The 15,114-nt window shown below is 67.5% G+C and carries 16 protein-coding genes; 13 read left to right on the forward strand and 3 right to left on the reverse strand.

Going from position 1 to position 15,114, the window contains the following annotated elements:
• Window positions 1-47 precede the first annotated feature (47 nt).
• The 3 genes from J7520_RS06590 to J7520_RS06600 all read left to right on the forward strand — a co-directional run bounded on the left by J7520_RS06590 (window position 48) and on the right by J7520_RS06600 (window position 3,645).
• Window positions 48-1,382: a tail fiber domain-containing protein gene (locus tag J7520_RS06590; RefSeq protein ID WP_291185643.1), complete on the forward strand. Its 1,335-nt coding sequence runs from the start codon at window positions 48-50 to the stop codon at window positions 1,380-1,382.
• A 1-nt stretch (window position 1,383) separates the two neighbouring features.
• A complete protein-coding gene (locus J7520_RS06595) occupies window positions 1,384-1,824 on the forward strand; it encodes a hypothetical protein (RefSeq protein WP_291185645.1) in 441 nt (146 codons plus the stop codon).
• Window positions 1,825-1,992: 168 nt separating this feature from the next.
• On the forward strand, window positions 1,993-3,645 hold the full coding sequence (locus J7520_RS06600; RefSeq protein ID WP_291185647.1) for a M28 family metallopeptidase: 1,653 nt from the start codon (window positions 1,993-1,995) through the stop codon (window positions 3,643-3,645).
• Between the two features lie 253 nt (window positions 3,646-3,898).
• Here J7520_RS06600 and J7520_RS06605 read toward each other — a convergent pair whose 3' ends face one another.
• Both J7520_RS06605 and J7520_RS06610 read right to left on the reverse strand, forming a co-directional pair.
• Entirely contained in the window at window positions 3,899-4,336 is a 438-nt protein-coding gene (locus tag J7520_RS06605) for a cell wall hydrolase (protein WP_291185650.1), read from the reverse strand.
• 420 nt (window positions 4,337-4,756) lie between these two features.
• Window positions 4,757-5,599, reverse strand: coding sequence for a folate-binding protein (locus J7520_RS06610; RefSeq protein ID WP_291185653.1), 843 nt, complete (start codon window positions 5,597-5,599; stop codon window positions 4,757-4,759).
• A gap of 377 nt (window positions 5,600-5,976) precedes the next feature.
• On the opposite strand from J7520_RS06610, the gene J7520_RS06615 reads away from it, so the two are divergent.
• From J7520_RS06615 to J7520_RS06645, 7 genes are all read left to right on the forward strand, one after another.
• Window positions 5,977-6,150: a DUF1674 domain-containing protein gene (locus J7520_RS06615; RefSeq protein ID WP_291186524.1), complete on the forward strand. Its 174-nt coding sequence runs from the start codon at window positions 5,977-5,979 to the stop codon at window positions 6,148-6,150.
• A 57-nt stretch (window positions 6,151-6,207) separates the two neighbouring features.
• Complete coding sequence (sdhC, locus tag J7520_RS06620; protein ID WP_291185658.1) at window positions 6,208-6,603, forward strand: succinate dehydrogenase, cytochrome b556 subunit; 396 nt, start codon at window positions 6,208-6,210, stop codon at window positions 6,601-6,603.
• On the forward strand, window positions 6,600-6,983 hold the full coding sequence (sdhD, locus tag J7520_RS06625) for a succinate dehydrogenase, hydrophobic membrane anchor protein (RefSeq protein ID WP_291185661.1): 384 nt from the start codon (window positions 6,600-6,602) through the stop codon (window positions 6,981-6,983). Before sdhC ends, sdhD begins: the two co-directional genes overlap by 4 nt.
• Window positions 6,984-6,986: 3 nt before the next feature.
• Window positions 6,987-8,777 (forward strand): succinate dehydrogenase flavoprotein subunit, encoded by a 1,791-nt coding sequence (gene sdhA / locus J7520_RS06630; RefSeq protein ID WP_291185664.1) that lies wholly within the window; start codon window positions 6,987-6,989, stop codon window positions 8,775-8,777.
• A gap of 103 nt (window positions 8,778-8,880) precedes the next feature.
• The gene (locus tag J7520_RS06635; RefSeq protein ID WP_291185668.1) at window positions 8,881-9,666 is read left to right on the forward strand and encodes a succinate dehydrogenase iron-sulfur subunit; all 786 of its coding nucleotides are present in this window, start codon (window positions 8,881-8,883) and stop codon (window positions 9,664-9,666) included.
• A gap of 48 nt (window positions 9,667-9,714) precedes the next feature.
• Complete coding sequence (locus J7520_RS06640; RefSeq protein ID WP_291185670.1) at window positions 9,715-9,957, forward strand: succinate dehydrogenase assembly factor 2; 243 nt, start codon at window positions 9,715-9,717, stop codon at window positions 9,955-9,957.
• Window positions 9,929-10,369 carry a protein YgfX gene (locus J7520_RS06645; RefSeq protein WP_291185672.1) on the forward strand — a complete coding sequence of 147 codons (441 nt, stop codon included), beginning with the start codon at window positions 9,929-9,931 and terminating at the stop codon, window positions 10,367-10,369. The genes J7520_RS06640 and J7520_RS06645 overlap by 29 nt, the downstream gene beginning before the upstream one ends.
• Before the next feature lie 160 nt (window positions 10,370-10,529).
• On the opposite strand, the gene J7520_RS06650 is transcribed toward J7520_RS06645, so the two are convergent.
• Complete coding sequence (locus J7520_RS06650) at window positions 10,530-12,353, reverse strand: monovalent cation:proton antiporter-2 (CPA2) family protein (RefSeq protein WP_291185674.1); 1,824 nt, start codon at window positions 12,351-12,353, stop codon at window positions 10,530-10,532.
• 215 nt (window positions 12,354-12,568) lie between these two features.
• Here J7520_RS06650 and J7520_RS06655 point away from each other — a divergent pair, with 215 nt between their 5' ends.
• From J7520_RS06655 to J7520_RS06665, 3 genes are all read left to right on the forward strand, one after another.
• Window positions 12,569-13,825 (forward strand): lipoprotein-releasing ABC transporter permease subunit, encoded by a 1,257-nt coding sequence (locus J7520_RS06655; protein WP_291185677.1) that lies wholly within the window; start codon window positions 12,569-12,571, stop codon window positions 13,823-13,825.
• A gap of 81 nt (window positions 13,826-13,906) precedes the next feature.
• A complete protein-coding gene (gene lolD, locus J7520_RS06660) occupies window positions 13,907-14,665 on the forward strand; it encodes a lipoprotein-releasing ABC transporter ATP-binding protein LolD (protein WP_291185680.1) in 759 nt (252 codons plus the stop codon).
• 13 nt (window positions 14,666-14,678) lie between these two features.
• Window positions 14,679-15,047, forward strand: a complete 369-nt coding sequence (locus J7520_RS06665) for a glyoxalase superfamily protein (RefSeq protein WP_291185683.1) — start codon at window positions 14,679-14,681, stop codon at window positions 15,045-15,047.
• The last annotated feature ends 67 nt before the right edge of the window (window positions 15,048-15,114 follow it).

Consider the following 15,114-nt stretch of genomic DNA (forward strand, 5'->3'; position numbering starts at 1 on the left):
TTGGCTGGATCGGCCAATACCGGTCGTTCCACATCACGGGAGGAGAGATGAACACGTCACATCGCCACATCGCTTGGGCCGTCGGCCTGGCACTCGCTTTCGGCGGTTGCGCGGCGCAGGCTGCGAGCTTCACCTACCACGGCAGCCTCGACGACGGCGGTCGGCCGGCCAGCGGTCGCTACGACCTGCGTGTGACGCCCTACGGCAGCGAGAAGGCCGTTGCGCCCCTGGCGGACGCGGTCACGCTGTACGGCGTCGAAGTCAAGGATGGCCGTTTCAGTACCGAAGTCGATTTCGGCAGCGTCGCCGTCGGTGATGGCTGGATCGGCGTCGCCGTGCGCAAGGCCGGTGGCGGCGAATTCGCCGAGTTGGGCGGGCGTTCGGAGATCAATGGCAGCGGAGCTTGCTGGTCGACCACAGGCAATGCCGGAACGGCCCCAGGTGTCAACTATCTCGGAACATCCGACGATCAGCCGCTGATTTTTGGCGCCAGAGGGTTGTATGCCGGACAGTTCACCCCGACCGCTGACAGTGTCGCGTTCAGCATCGGATCGTCCTCCGCGGACGGCAAGCAATCCATGGCAATGGGTGATCATTCGGAAGCTCATGGCGGGTACAGTTTTGCCGGCGGACACGCCAAGACCGCGGCAGGTCATGATCGCAGCTTCATCTGGGGCGGCAGCGGCCGCGACTTCAGCTACAGCGGTGCGGCCGATCAGTTCATCATCGGAGCTGACGGCGGCGTAGGCATCAATACGAATACTTTCCGGGAATTTACGACCGAGCTGCAAATCAATCCTCGTCCCGATCCATTTGATCTCAGAGACGTCGAGATCGCATTGATAACGGACGACAAGTGGGCAAACATTTACCTGACCCGCAACACGGGACGGTTGAACCTCAACGCGGGGGGAGGCGTCCACATAGTGACTCAGGTGGAAATCTCCGGAAATCTCACTGTAAACGGCGAAGCGTCGAAATCCACCGCAGGCGCCTGGCAGGCGAACTCCGACGGCCGCATCAAGCAGGACATCCAGCCGATCGACAGTGCGCTCGACACGCTGGCGAAAGTGCACCCGGTCAGCTTCCGCTACACCGACGCCTACCGCGCCGCGCATCCGGAAGTCGCCGACCAGCGTTACTACAACGTGATCGCGCAGCAGTTCGCCGAGGTGTTCCCGGACGCGGTGACGAAGTCCGGCGAGTACCTGCCGGGCGCCGAGAAGAACGCCGACAACGAGATCCTGCAGGTCGACACCTATCCGGCGCAGATCGTGACCATCGCCGCGGTGCAGGAGCTGGCGCAGAAGAACGCCGCGCTCGAGGCGACCGTGCAGAAGCTGATGGCGCGCCTGGCCAAGCTCGAAGCGAAGGGGAAGTGAGATGGACGCGCCGATCCCCGGAGCGACGCCGAGAACGCCGTCGCACCTGCGAACAGCGGCGTCCGTCCAAAGCGGCGAAAGGAATTCCCGCATGCGAGGGAACGACGCCGGAGAGGCGGCGGCGCATGGCGGAATCCCGCGATGTCGCTTAGGCGTCGCGGCGGTTTCGCTGTGCGTGTTGCTCATCGGCACGACCGCATCGGCAGCCGATCCGGCGTCATCGCGATTCACGGTGCAGGCGTCGATGCAGGCCAAGTCAGCCGCACAGGCGGGCAGCGGTTTCGAGGTGCGCGCGCAGCTGACGCCGACGCGAACGCGCGTCGCAGGTGGCGGCTATGCGATCGACGCCGTCGCCGCGCCGGCGGGAACCTGCGGCGGCAGCGACATCATCTTTCGCGACGGCTTCGACCCGCGCATGTCGGCGTCGCCGTCCGGCGGATAGAAGTCGGGGCGCTTGGCGGACCGACGCCGTCCTTCCCGGGCGATTTCCGCAGGCCGCCCGCCCTTTCCCCGGGGCGGGCGGTTTCTTCGCGACGTTCGCCGCAGCGCGTATGGACCTCATCGGCGAGCCGGACTAGCATCGAACGCTTTCCGTCCGGAGGGTCCGCTCTTGAAACGTCTGCTTGCCACCAGCATCGCTCTCGCCCTGTCGTCGTCCGCCTTCGCCGAGAAGGCGCCGACGTTCGACGCCAAGCGCCTCTCCGAAGACGTCAAGACGCTGTCCTCGGACGCATTCGAGGGACGCGGCCCGGCCACGCCGGGCGAGACCAAGACGGTCGAATACATCGTCGCGCAGATGAAGGCGGCCGGATTGCAGCCCGGCGGCGACCTGAAGGACGGCCAGCGTGCCTGGACGCAGGCGGTGCCGCTGGCGCGTTCGCAGATCAGCGGCACGCCGAAGCTCGACGTCGCCGTCGGCGGCAAGAACGAGGCGCTGACGCAGGGCGAGCAGATCGCAGTGCGCGCGGCGATGGAAGGTTCCAAGTCCGTCTCGATCAAGGACGCGCCGCTGGTCTTCCTCGGCTACGGCGTCGATGCGCCGGAGCGCAAGTGGAACGACTTCAAGGGCGTCGACCTGAAGGGCAAGATCGGCATCGTGCTGATCAACGACCCGGACTTCGAAACCGGCAAGGGCGACTTCGGCGGCAAGGCGATGACCTACTACGGCCGCTGGACGTACAAGTTCGAGGAAGGCGCGCGCAAGGGCGCCGCCGGCATCCTGATCGTGCACGAGACCGCGCCGGCTTCCTACGGCTGGAACACGGTCAAGAACTCCAATACCAACACGATGTTCGACGTCGTGCGCGACAACGGCGCGGCGGTGCATCCGAAGCTGGAAGGCTGGATCCAGCGCGATTTCGCCGCGGACCTGTTCAAGCGCGCCGGGCTCGACTTCGAGGCGCAGAAGAAGCTGGCGCAGACGCGCGAGTTCAAGCCGGTCGAGCTGAAGGGTGCGACGTTCTCGGCCGACTACGCGGTCGATCAGCAGGTGATCACCTCGCAGAACGTGGTCGGCCGCATCGAAGGCGCGCAGCGTCCGGACGAGACGGTGATCTACAGCGCGCACTGGGATCACCTCGGCGTCGGCGAGCCGGACAAGAAGGGCGACAAGATCTACAACGGCGCGGTCGACAACGCGACCGGCGTCGCCGCGTTGATCGAGATGGGCCGCGCGTTCGCGCAGAGCCCGAAGCCGCAGCGCTCGGTGGTGTTCCTCGCCGTGACGGCGGAGGAGAAGGGGCTGCTCGGTTCGGAGTACTACGCGTCCAAGCCGCTGTATCCGCTCGGCAAGACCGTCGCCGACATCAACATGGACGCGCTCGATCCGGGCGATCCGTCGCGCAACTTCACGATCTCCGGCAGCGCGAAGTCCGATCTGATCGACCAGCTGATCGCCGAAGGCAAGAGCTTCGGCCTGGCCTACACGCCCGATTCGCATCCGGAGGCCGGCTACTTCTTCCGCTCCGATCATTTCCCGTTCGCCAAGCGCGGCGTGCCGGCGGTGTCGTTCGGTTCCGGCGACGACCTGGTCAAGGGCGGCAAGGCGGCCGGCGAAGCGGCGCAGAAGGACTACACGACCAATCGCTACCACCAGCAGGGCGACGAGTGGCAGGCCGACTGGAGCTTCACCGGCATGGCGCGCGATCTCGGCCTGCTCTACAAGCTCGGCAACGATCTGGCGAACTCCAAGCGCTGGCCGGATTGGTCGAAGGATTCGGAATTCCGCGGCGCGCGCGACGCGAGCGCGGCGGAGCGGCGCTGATTCCGCCGCGATGACGATTCGCCGCGCGACCGATGGGTCGCGCGGCGATCGGGTGCTCCGGGAATCTCGAAGGAATTGCGAGCGGCGCGAGGGAGTGCCGCTCCCGATCGAGGGCATCGCTCCTCGATCGGTGCTGTCGAAAAAGCTTCCTCTCGCAGAGGCGCAGAGAGCGCAGAGAAAAGCATCCCGACGAAAAGCTCTCTCTGCTTTCTCTCTCTGCGTTCTCCGCGTCTCCGCGAGAGAACCGCCTTCGTCAGTTGATGCTGTAGAAGTTGTGCGCGCCGATCGTCGCCAGCGGCGGGCCCTTGATCCACGACGGCCAGGCCGAATCGGCCACGACGAAATAGTAGGCGTGCGGGACCACGAACTTGCGCTGGTCCGTCGGCAGCGACCACATCGCGATCGCGCGGCCGGCAATCTTCCACGCCTTGCCCCAGGCGTCCGGGTTGTCGAGCACGAAGTTCTGGCTCATCGTCGCCGTCGCGAACTGGCCGGGTGCGCGCACGACCTCGCAGACCGTGTTGCCCCAGCGTCCGCGTTCGCGACGCCGCATCGCCACTTCGGCGACGGCCATCTGGCCGGTCTGCGACTCGCTGCGCGCTTCGAGATAGACCGTCGTCGCCAGGCAGACCTGATCGGCGGCCGGTTGCGGCAGCGCCGAAGCGAGCCACAGCAGGAAGGACAGTTTCATTTTCTTCTACCTCACTCACTTCGGCCTTCGCGTCGCCTCGCGCGCATGACGCGAGCGGGGAGGGTCCGCGTCGTGCGAGGAGCACGTCGCGCGCTGGGCCTTCTTGATTGCGAAGCTGCGGCGCGTGCGCGAAGGATCGCTGCGACGGCGCCAGTTGGTTGCGTCTGCCACCCCGGCAGTCGCTCCAACTTCGGGTGTTGCCGATCGGCGAATTTCGTCGATCGTTTCCGCGCGAAACGCGCGAGTGTTAGGAATTTGTTGCGCCCTCCGTGGGGCGCGGAGCGGGAGATTACGCGATGCGAGGGGCGCTTGTCTCCACCCAGGCTGAATGAACATTCAGCTTCGTATTCATCGCGCGGAACGTGAAAATGTTTGAACTGCAAACGGCAAAAACGTCTAGACGTATTTACGTCTGGACGTCTAAACGGTAATGACGAATACGCCGAGTCCGTCCGCCGTCTTCAATGCGCCGGCGTCGTCGGGTTGGTCGATCGGCATCACGGCCAGCGCTTCGCTCGCGTCGGCGGAGACCGGTGCGGCGTAGAGGATGCGTCCGGCGTTCGCGCCGGCGGCGTCGAGGAGTTCGGTACCGTTCGCCGGCGCTGCGCCGTCAACGCGCAGCCGTCGCAGGCCGCGCTTGTTGCCACCGCGGAAATGCAGGCGCGCGGCGATTTCCTGACCCGGATAGCAGCCTTTGTCGAAGCGGATCGCATCGAGGCGTTCGAGATCGAGCGCCTGCGGCACGAACTCGCCGCCGAGCGCCGGCGCCAACAGCGGCAGTCCAGCCGCGACGTCGGCCGCGCGCCAGCGATTCAGCGCATCGGCATCGACGTCCACTGCCGGCGACGGCGCCAGCCATGCGATGCGGTTCTCGCCGCCGGGCTGGCGGAAGGCGAAGCCGTCGGCACGGGCGACGATGGCGTGCGTGTCGAGCGGCGTGTCGAGTTCGTCAGCCGACAGCGCATGCAGCGTCCAGTCCGTCGACGCGCTCAACGTGAGCTTGGCGCGGAACACGTAGCGTGCGAGCGCTTCACGCATCGCCTCGGCGCCGCCGAGAGGAAGCCAGGCCAGCAGGCGATCCGTTTCGACGCACATCAGCAGAAAGAAGTGGCGAGCCCGGCCTTGCGCGTCGAGCCACGCGCTCCACTGCCAGTGGCCGGGAGTCAACGTACTCACGTCGCTGGTGAACTGCGCCTGCGCGAAGGACGAAGCATCGGCGCCGGAGAGGGTGAGCAGTTCGGCGGGGCAGAGCGGCATGGGCATCGATGTCGTATCCGGCAGGTCGAGGTTCAAGCCTAGCATCGCGCGTCGCATGCACCGGCGCCTCCCGCCGCTGAAGCCGCGCCATGAGCGACGCGCTTTGCTCCGCTCGAGAAGTGCGGCCAGGGATGGCCGCGGGCGGGGCCGCCGAAGCTGCGGCCGCTGCGCGATCCCATGCTGCGACGACTGCGGCGATCGGGGACGATCGCAGCAGCATCCATCATGGACGGCCGCGGGTGGATTCGCCGAAGCTTCCGGTCGTTCTGCGGATCCGTACCTGGACGATCGTGGCGATCACGGACGATCGCAAAAGCCACGGACGATCGCAAAAACATTGTCAGCGCGCCTCGCTGGGTTTAACCTTTGCGCCGCACTGCACCATGTCCGAACCCGAATCCCCAGCCGAATCTGCGAAGACGCCCGCGACCGAACGTGTCGAGGACACGGCGACCGCGCGCGTGACGCCGGCGGCTGAAACCGGCGGACGTGAGTCGGGGTTGGATCCCGTTCGATACGGGGATTGGGAAAAGAACGGCCGCTGCATCGATTTCTGATGCGAACCCGCGTCGTGGGGACGCGGCGGCCATCCACAACGTCAGCACGAGCCAGCCATGCCAGCCACCGCGCGACCGTTATCGCCGCACCTCTCGATCTACCGCTGGCAGATCCAGATGGTCACCTCGATCCTGCACCGCGCGACCGGCATCGCGCTCGCCGCCGGCACGATCCTGCTCGTCGTCGCGCTGCTCGCGCTGGCGTCCGGCCCCGAAGCGTATGCGAAGGTGCAGGCGTTCTGCGCTTCCTGGATCGGCCTGCTGCTGCTGTTCGGCTGGACCTGGTCGCTGGCCTATCACCTGCTCAACGGCATCCGTCACCTTCTGCAAGACGCCGGCCTCGGCTATCTGCCGGCGCAGTTCGTGCGCAACGGCTGGCTGGTGGTCGCCGGCAGCCTGGTGCTGACGGCGCTGGTCTGGGTCTGCGTGTTCGCGCAGCGGGGTGGCGCATGAGCAACCTGCGCACACCGCTGAAGAACGCGCTCGGTCTCGGCTCGGCCAAGCAGGGCGCCCATCATTTCATCGTGCAGCGCCTGACCGCGGTCGCGTTGCTGTTCCTGTCGCTGTGGTTCGTCTGGACCGTGCTGGGCGCGCTGCACGGTGACTACGCAGCCGCGCGCGCGCTGGTCGCGCAGCCGTTCAACGCGGTGCTGATGCTGGCCTTCATCGTCGCGGTGTTCTGGCACGCGCAGCTCGGCCTGCAGGTCGTGGTCGAGGACTACGTGCACACGCGTTGGCTCGAAGTCGCGCTGCAGATCGCGATCAAGTTCCTCTGCTTCCTCGGCGGCGCGGCCAGCGCGCTCGCCGTCATCCGCATTGCGCTGGGGCGCTGACCGATGGCTTCGAGCTACAAGATCCAGGAACACAAGGTCGACATCGTCGTGGTCGGCGCCGGCGGCGCGGGACTGCGCGCGACCTTCGGCCTCGCCGCGACCGGCCTCTCGACCGCGTGCATCACCAAGGTCTTCCCGACGCGCTCGCACACCGTCGCGGCGCAGGGCGGCATTTCCGCCGCGCTCGGCAACATGGGTCCGGACGACTGGCGCTTCCATTTCTACGACACGATCAAGGGCTCCGACTGGCTCGGCGACCAGGACGCGATCGAGTACATGTGCAAGGAAGCGCCGGCCGCGATCATCGAACTCGAGCACTACGGCGTGCCGTTCTCGCGCACCGATGCGGGCCTAATCTACCAGCGGCCGTTCGGCGGCATGACCACCGACTACGGCAAGGGCGTCGCGCAGCGCACCTGCGCCGCGGCCGACCGTACCGGCCACGCGATCCTGCACACGCTGTACCAGCAGTCGCTCAAGCACGACGCGCGCTTCTTCGTCGAATACTTCGCGCTCGACCTGATCTTCGACGAGGAGGGCGCCTGCCGCGGCGTGCTCGCGCTCGACATGGCCGAGGGCACCTTGCATCTGTTCCGCGCGCACGGCGTCGTGCTCGCCACCGGCGGCTACGGCCGCGCGTACTTCAGCGCGACCTCCGCGCACACCTGCACCGGCGACGGCGGCGGCCTCGCGCTGCGCGCCGGCCTGCCGCTGCAGGACATGGAGTTCGTGCAGTTCCATCCGACCGGCATCTACGGCTCGGGCTGTCTGATCACCGAAGGTTCGCGCGGCGAGGGCGGCTATCTGACCAACTCGAACGGCGAGCGCTTCATGGAGCGCTACGCGCCGAACGCGAAGGATCTCGCCTCGCGCGACGTGGTCAGCCGTTCGATGACGATCGAGATCCGCGAAGGCCGCGGCGTCGGCGAACACAAGGACCACATTCACCTCAATCTGCAGCACCTCGGTGCCGAAGTGCTGCACGAGAAGCTGCCGGGCATCTCCGAGTCGGCGCGCATCTTCGCCGGCGTCGACGTGACCAAGGAGCCGATCCCGGTCATCCCGACCGTGCACTACAACATGGGCGGCGTGCCGACCAACTACCACGGCGAAGTCGTGCGCAAGCGCGGCGACGACAACGATTCGGTCGTGCCGGGCCTCTACGCGATCGGCGAGGCGGCCTGCGTGTCGGTGCACGGCGCCAACCGCCTCGGCTCCAATTCGCTGCTCGATCTAGTCGTGTTCGGCCGCGCGGTCGCTCAGCGCTGCGCGGCGACGATCAAGCCGGGCCAGCCGCACAAGGCGCTGCCGGCCTCGGCCTGCGATCAGGCGCTGGCGAACCTGGATCGCCTGCGCCACGCGAACGGCTCGATGCCGACCGCGGAAATCCGCGCCAACATGCAGAAGACGATGCAGGCCGACGCCGCCGTGTTCCGCACCGAGAAGACCTTGCAGGAAGGCTGCGCGAAGATGGCGCAGGTGTTCGCCTCGTTCGAGGACGTGAAGGTGTCGGACCGCTCGCTGGTCTGGAACTCCGACCTGATCGAGACCTACGAGCTGCAGAACCTGCTCTACAACGCGGTCGCGACGATCAACTCCGCCGAGCAGCGCCACGAGAGCCGCGGCGCGCACGCACGCGAGGACTATCCCGAGCGCGACGACGCCAACTGGATGAAGCACACGCTGGTGAACGTCGACGCGAACGGCAAGTGCTCGTTCGATTTCCGCCCGGTGCACATGAACACGTTGACCACGGACGTCGAGCCGGTGCCGCCGAAGAAGCGGGTGTACTGATGCTGTGATTGGTGATTCGTGATTGGTGATTCGCGAAGGCCGACGGCGACGCGAATCCGCTCTTTCGAATCACGAATTGCCGATGACGAATCACGGAACCGATATGGCCGAATTCACTCTCCCCAAGAACTCCAAGATCAAGGCCGGCAAGCACTTCCCGGCCAAGTCCGGCGCGAAGAAGCTGCGCACGTTCCGCATCTACCGCTGGACGCCGGACGACGGCGAGAACCCGCGCGTGGACACCTACGAGGTCGACCTGGCCGCCTGTGGGCCGATGGTTCTCGACGCGCTGATCAAGATCAAGAACGAGATCGATCCGACGCTGACCTTCCGCCGCTCCTGCCGCGAGGGCATCTGCGGCTCGTGCGCGATGAACATCGACGGCACCAACACGCTGGCCTGCACCAAGGCGATCGAGGACTGTCCGTCCGGCGACGTGAAGATCTACCCGCTGCCGCACATGCCGGTGGTCAAGGACCTGGTGCCGGACCTGACGCACTTCTACGCCCAGCTCGCCTCGGTCAAGCCGTGGCTGCGCGCGGAGACGCCGCCGCCGCCGGACAAGGAGCGGCTGCAGTCGAAGGAGGACCGCGCCAAGCTCGACGGTCTGTACGAATGCATCCTCTGCGCGTGCTGCACCACCTCCTGCCCGAGCTACTGGTGGAACAGCGAACGCTACCTCGGCCCGGCCGTGCTGCTGCAGGCCTATCGCTGGATCGTCGACTCGCGTGACGAGGACACCGGCGCGCGCCTGGACGAACTCGAAGACCCGTTCAAGCTGTACCGCTGCCACACGATCATGAACTGCGCGCGCACCTGTCCGAAGGGCCTGAATCCGGCCAAGGCGATCGCGGAAACGAAGAAGCTGATCGCCGAGCGCGCGGGCTGAGGCCTCGCCGATGCGCGTCGCGCGATCGGTCCGGCGGACCTCGGCGAGATGAGCGCCGAGGCGCGCCTGCGCTGGCGTTGCCGTCGCGGTACGCGCGAACTCGACGCCTTGCTCGGCGGCTGGCTGCGCGATTGCTACGCCCAGGCCGACGATCAGCGCCGCGCCGATTTCGATCGGCTGCTCGACGTGCAGGACCCCGATCTGTGGGATTGGCTGATGGGCCATTCGGTGCCGGCCGACTCCGGCTTCGCCGCGCTCGTCGATGAAATCCGCGCCCGCCATCGCGTTTGACCTGCGTCCCTCGCGCCGGATCGGCGCGGTCGTCTGCGCGCTCGTCGCGCTCGCGATGCTGGCGCCGTGGCTGACGAGCCTGTCGACGGAAGTCGCCGCCGCGTCGTCGCTGGGAGCATTCGCGCTCGGCGCCTCCGCTTTGTGGCGGCATCGGCGGCCGAATTTCCGACGCGCCGCCTGGCGCGAGTCCGGCTGGGTCCTGCTCGATCGCGACGGCCACGAGCACCCCGCCGAACTCGAATCGCCGTTCCGCCTCGGCGCGTTGCTCGCGCTCGGCTTTCGCCATGGTCCGCGCGCGCGGTTCCGCTTCCTGCTGGCGCCGGACAATCTCGATGCCGATACGCGGCGACGGCTGATCCTGCTGCTCGCGCGCGGCGGCGACGCGGCGGCGGATTCCGCCGTGATTCGCTGAAGGAACTTCGGACGGCTTCGTCATTCCCGCGAAAGCGGAGATCCAGCCGCTTTTGATCCTGGCTGGAAATCGATGCGGATCCGCGCTTTCGCGGGGATGACGGCATTCGCGGGTCGAGGTGCCGCGCACGGCGCCCACGGCCGTGTCGCAGGGTTTGCGGCTAAGGCGTCGCTTCGCGCGCCGCGACCTCGGCGGTCTCCTCGCTCAGCGCGACGCTCTCGCGCTGCGGCTTCGTCAGCGGCGTCGGCTTGGGCTGGTTGCCGATCAGCAGATGGCGGCCGACGCGCAGTCCTTCGGTCACGTCGACGACGAAGCGCTCGGCGTCGCGGCGGCGCACTTCTTCGGCCGTCTCGTGTGCCGCGTCGGCGTCGACGCCGAGTTCGCGCAGCGCCGCCTCGCCGAACGCGATCGCCGCGTCGAAGGTCTCGCGCACCTGGTAGTCGACGCCCTGGCCGACCAGCTCCACCGCATGGCGGCGGTCGTACGCGCGCACGAGCAGCTTGGCCTGCGGGAACTCGTGGCGCGCCAGCTCGACGATGACCTTGGTCGCGGCGCGGTCGTCGACGCAGACCGCGATCGCGCACGCCGTGGCCGCGCCGGAGGCGCGCAGCACGTCGATGCGACGTCCGTCGCCGTAGTAGATCTTGAAGCCGAACTCGGCGGCCGAGCGGATCATCTCGGTGTCGGTGTCGATGATCGCGACGTCGTAGCCGCGCGCGAGCAGCGGCTGGCTGACCACCTGGCCGAAGCGGCCGAAGCCGATGATCAGCACGCTGCCGGCGAGGCCGTCCGCGGTTTCGATGCCGTCCATCGACGGCCCGCGCACCGGCGTCAGCTTGCGCAGCGCGAGCGTCGCCAGCGGCGTCAGCGCCATCGACAGCACGACGATCGCGGTGAGATTGGCGTTGACCGTCGCGTCGATGACGCCGGCCGCCGATGCCGAGGAGAACAGCACGAAGGCGAACTCGCCGCCCTGCGCCATCAGCACCGCGCGGTCGATCGCCTCGCCGTGGCTGGAGCGCGTGAGGCGCGCGACGAAGTAGATGCACAGCGCCTTGGCCAGCATCAGCGCGAGCACGCCGGCGACGATCAGCGGCGCGTTGCGCGTGACCACGTCGACGTCGAGCGACATGCCGACGGCGAGGAAGAACAGGCCGAGCAGGACGCCGCGGAACGGCTCGACGTCGGCTTCGAGCTGATGGCGGAAGGTGGATTCGGACAGCAGCACGCCGGCGAGGAACGCGCCCATCGCCATCGACAACCCGCCGATCTGCATCAGCAGCGCCGAGCCGAGCACCACCAGCAGCGCCGCCGCCGTCATCACCTCGCGCGCCTTGGCCGCGGCGAGCACGCGGAACAGCGGGTTGAGCAGCCAGATGCCGGCGGCGATCAGGCCGGCCAGCGAGGCGACACCGATGCCGATGCTGGCCCAGCGCGAATGTCCGGTGTCGACGGCCTGCGGCGACATGAAGGCGACGATCGCCAGCAGCGGCACGATCAGCAGATCCTCGAACAGCAGGATCGAGACGATCTTCTGGCCGCCGGGCAGGTTGAGGTCGCCGCGCTCGGCGAGCAGCTGCATGACGATCGCGGTCGAGGTCAGCACGAACCCCGCGGCGCCGATGAAGGCGACCGCGGGAGGGAAGCCGAACAGCATGCCGACGCCGGTCAGCGCCAGCGAGCAGACCAGGATCTGCAGCGCGCCGAGGCCGAAGATCTCGCGGCGCAGATTCCACAGGTGCGAGGGCTGCATCTCCAGCCCGATGACGAACAGGAACATCACCACGCCGAGCTCGGCGACGTGCAGGATCGCCGCCGGATCGGAGAACCAGCCGAGCCCGAACGGACCGATCAGCAGGCCGGCGGCGAGATAGCCGAGCACCGAGCCGAGGCCAATGCGCCGGAAGATCGGCACCATGACCACGGCCGCTCCGAGCAGCGCCACCACCTTGACCAGTTCGCCGCCAGCGCCTTCCGCCGCCATGTTCGTTCTCCCGGAGCCGAACCCGCATGCTACCGCGTGCCTCGGCGGCGAGCAGCGGCGGCGTACGCCTGGGCGGCTCCGCGCACGCGGCGAAGTCCTACAGGGCCGATCGCCGTTCTCGCTTGCCGCCGCCGTGCGCTTGCGGCACTCTCGCCGCCGTTCGCTGTCGCAGAGCGACCGCCTCCCGCCGCGCCGCCAAGGAATCGCGAAGCCGCATGTTCCGTCCCCTCGAAGTCTTCGTCGGCCTGCGCTACACGCGCGCGAAGCGGCGCAATCATTTCATCTCGTTCATCTCGCTGGTCTCGATCCTCGGCATTGCGGTCGGCGTGACCGCCCTGATCACGGTGATCTCGGTGATGAACGGCTTCGACCGCGAGCTGAAGCAGCGCATCCTCGGCATGGTCTCGCACGCGACGATCGAGGGCGTCGACGAGACCGTGCGCGACTGGCCGGAGGCGGTCAAGCTCGCCTACGCCAACTCGCACGTGCAGGGCGCCGCGCCGTACGTCGAGCGCCAGGCGATGCTGCAGGGCGTGCGCGTCAGCGGCGCGATCGTGCGCGGCGTGATGCCGGACCTGGAGCCGAAGGTGTCCGACATCGACCGGCGCATGGTGCAGGGCAAGCTCGCCGATCTGGTCGCCGGCCAGTTCGGCATCGTGCTCGGCAAGGAACTGGCGATGACGCTCGGCGTCGGTGTCGGCGACAAGGTCACCGTGTTCGCGCCGGAATTCAGCGCCACGCCGATCGGCGCGATCCCGCGCACCAAGCGCTTCACCGTGGTCGGCGTGTTCGAGGCCGGCATGCAGGAGTACGACTCCGGCCTCGCCGTGATGCAGATGCAGGACGCCGAGACCCTGTACCGCCTCGACGGTCCGACCGGCATCCGCATCAAGCTCGACGACATGTTCCGCGCGTTCGCGGTCGGGCGCGAACTGGCGCAGGATCTCGCCGACCGGCTCGGCGCCGGCTACTACCGCGTCACCGACTGGATGCAGGGCCACAGCAACTTCTTCAAGGCGGTCGCAATGGAGAAGAAGGTGATGTTCCTGATCCTCTCGCTGATCGTCGCGGTCGCCGCGTTCAACCTCGTCTCGACGCTGGTGATGCTGGTGCAGGACAAGCAGGCCGACATCGCGATCCTGCGCACGCTGGGGCAGAGCCCGGCCTCGGTGATGGGCACCTTCATGGTGCAGGGCGTGCTGGTCGGCTCGCTCGGCATCGCGCTCGGCCTGTTGTTCGGCGTGCTGCTCGCCTCGAACCTGCCGGCGATCATCCGCTGGATCGAGCAGACCTTCCACGTCGCCTTCCTGTCGCCCGACGTCTACTACATCAGCGAACTGCCCAGTGAATTGCATTGGGACGACGTGATCTGGATCGCCGTGACCGCGTTCGTGTTCTGCACCCTGGCCACGCTGTACCCGGCGCGGCGCGCGGCGAAGACCGAGCCGGCGGCGGCGTTGAGGTATGAGTAGCGGTGATTGGGAATGAGTGATTGGTGATTCGTTGAAACCCAGACAAGAACGCTTCGCCCCGTCGTCCATCCGCGAGCCAGCATGAATTCCGTCTCTTCCAATCACCCATCGGCCATCACCCATCACGGCTCCCCCGAGACGGTGCTGCGCGCCGCCAGGATCGCCAAGACCTACCAGGAAGGCAGCCTGCGCACCGATGTGCTGCGCGAGGTCGACCTGGAGGTGCGGCGCGGCGAGACCGTCGCGATCATCGGAGCCTCCGGCACCGGCAAGAGCACCTTGCTGCACATCCTCGGCGGGCTCGACCAGCCGAGCGCCGGCGAGGTGATGGTCGAGGGACAGACGATGTCGCGCCTGACCGACCGCGCGCGCGGCGAGCTGCGCAACCGTTCGCTCGGCTTCGTGTACCAGTTCCATCATCTGCTGCCGGAATTCACCGCGGTGGAGAACGTGTGCATGCCGCTGCTGATCCGCGGCACCGCGATCGCCGAGGCGCGCGAGCGCGCGGTCGCGCTGCTCGGCCGCGTGGGTCTCGGCGCGCGGCTGGAGCACAAGCCCGGCGAGCTGTCCGGTGGCGAGCGCCAGCGCTGCGCGGTCGCGCGCGCGCTGGTCACGCGGCCGGCCTGCGTGCTCGGCGACGAGCCGACCGGCAACCTCGACGAAAAGAACGCGGCGCAGGTCTACGACCTGATGCTCGAGCTCAATCGCGAAGTGGGCACGGCGCTGGTGCTGGTCACGCACGACCCCAAGCTCGCGGCGCGCGCCGACCGCATCCTGGAACTGTCCGGTGGAACGCTGGGCGTCGCGCATGCGGCGCCGTCGGCGGCCGACGTCCGTTAGGCGAGGAGGGCCCATGCGTTTCGGCAAGACGACACCGATCCTGCGCATCTTCGACGTAGCCAAGGCGAAGGAGTTCTACATCGGCTATCTGGGCTTCACGCTCGACTGGACGCATTGCTTCGAGGAAGGCATGCCGCTGTACATGCAGATATCCCGCGACGGCTGCGTGCTGCACCTGTCCGAGCACCACGGCGACGCGTGTCCGGGATCGGCGATGCGCATCGAGACGGACGACGTCGAGGCCTTCCATCGCGAGCTGGCGGCCAAGCCGTATGCGTACATGCGGCCCGGGATCGAGGACACGCCTTGGAACAGCAAGGACGTCTGCGTGATCGATCCGTTCGGCAACCGGTTGACGTTCACCAACGCGATCAGCACCTGATCGTCCGCGCCGGAGCTGCCTGCTCCGGCGCGACAGGGCACGGAAGTCGAACGCGCGAGGACGCGCT

The sequence above is a fragment of the Dokdonella sp. genome, from assembly GCF_017744955.1.
Classification (GTDB): domain Bacteria; phylum Pseudomonadota; class Gammaproteobacteria; order Xanthomonadales; family Rhodanobacteraceae; genus Dokdonella_A.

What these genes read in the sequence shown, in the direction of transcription:
- J7520_RS06590 (WP_291185643.1), top strand. Translation starts at nt 48, where the DNA reads ATGAACACGTCACATCGCCACATCGCTTGGGCCGTCGGCCTGGCACTC.
- J7520_RS06595 (WP_291185645.1), top strand. Translation starts at nt 1,384, where the DNA reads ATGGACGCGCCGATCCCCGGAGCGACGCCGAGAACGCCGTCGCACCTG.
- J7520_RS06605 (WP_291185650.1), bottom strand. Translation starts at nt 4,336, where the DNA reads ATGAAACTGTCCTTCCTGCTGTGGCTCGCTTCGGCGCTGCCGCAACCG.
- J7520_RS06610 (WP_291185653.1), bottom strand. Translation starts at nt 5,599, where the DNA reads ATGCCCATGCCGCTCTGCCCCGCCGAACTGCTCACCCTCTCCGGCGCC.
- J7520_RS06615 (WP_291186524.1), top strand. Translation starts at nt 5,977, where the DNA reads ATGTCCGAACCCGAATCCCCAGCCGAATCTGCGAAGACGCCCGCGACC.
- sdhC (WP_291185658.1), top strand. Translation starts at nt 6,208, where the DNA reads ATGCCAGCCACCGCGCGACCGTTATCGCCGCACCTCTCGATCTACCGC.
- sdhD (WP_291185661.1), top strand. Translation starts at nt 6,600, where the DNA reads ATGAGCAACCTGCGCACACCGCTGAAGAACGCGCTCGGTCTCGGCTCG.
- sdhA (WP_291185664.1), top strand. Translation starts at nt 6,987, where the DNA reads ATGGCTTCGAGCTACAAGATCCAGGAACACAAGGTCGACATCGTCGTG.
- J7520_RS06635 (WP_291185668.1), top strand. Translation starts at nt 8,881, where the DNA reads ATGGCCGAATTCACTCTCCCCAAGAACTCCAAGATCAAGGCCGGCAAG.
- J7520_RS06640 (WP_291185670.1), top strand. Translation starts at nt 9,715, where the DNA reads ATGAGCGCCGAGGCGCGCCTGCGCTGGCGTTGCCGTCGCGGTACGCGC.
- J7520_RS06645 (WP_291185672.1), top strand. Translation starts at nt 9,929, where the DNA reads ATGAAATCCGCGCCCGCCATCGCGTTTGACCTGCGTCCCTCGCGCCGG.
- J7520_RS06650 (WP_291185674.1), bottom strand. Translation starts at nt 12,353, where the DNA reads ATGGCGGCGGAAGGCGCTGGCGGCGAACTGGTCAAGGTGGTGGCGCTG.
- J7520_RS06655 (WP_291185677.1), top strand. Translation starts at nt 12,569, where the DNA reads ATGTTCCGTCCCCTCGAAGTCTTCGTCGGCCTGCGCTACACGCGCGCG.
- lolD (WP_291185680.1), top strand. Translation starts at nt 13,907, where the DNA reads ATGAATTCCGTCTCTTCCAATCACCCATCGGCCATCACCCATCACGGC.
- J7520_RS06665 (WP_291185683.1), top strand. Translation starts at nt 14,679, where the DNA reads ATGCGTTTCGGCAAGACGACACCGATCCTGCGCATCTTCGACGTAGCC.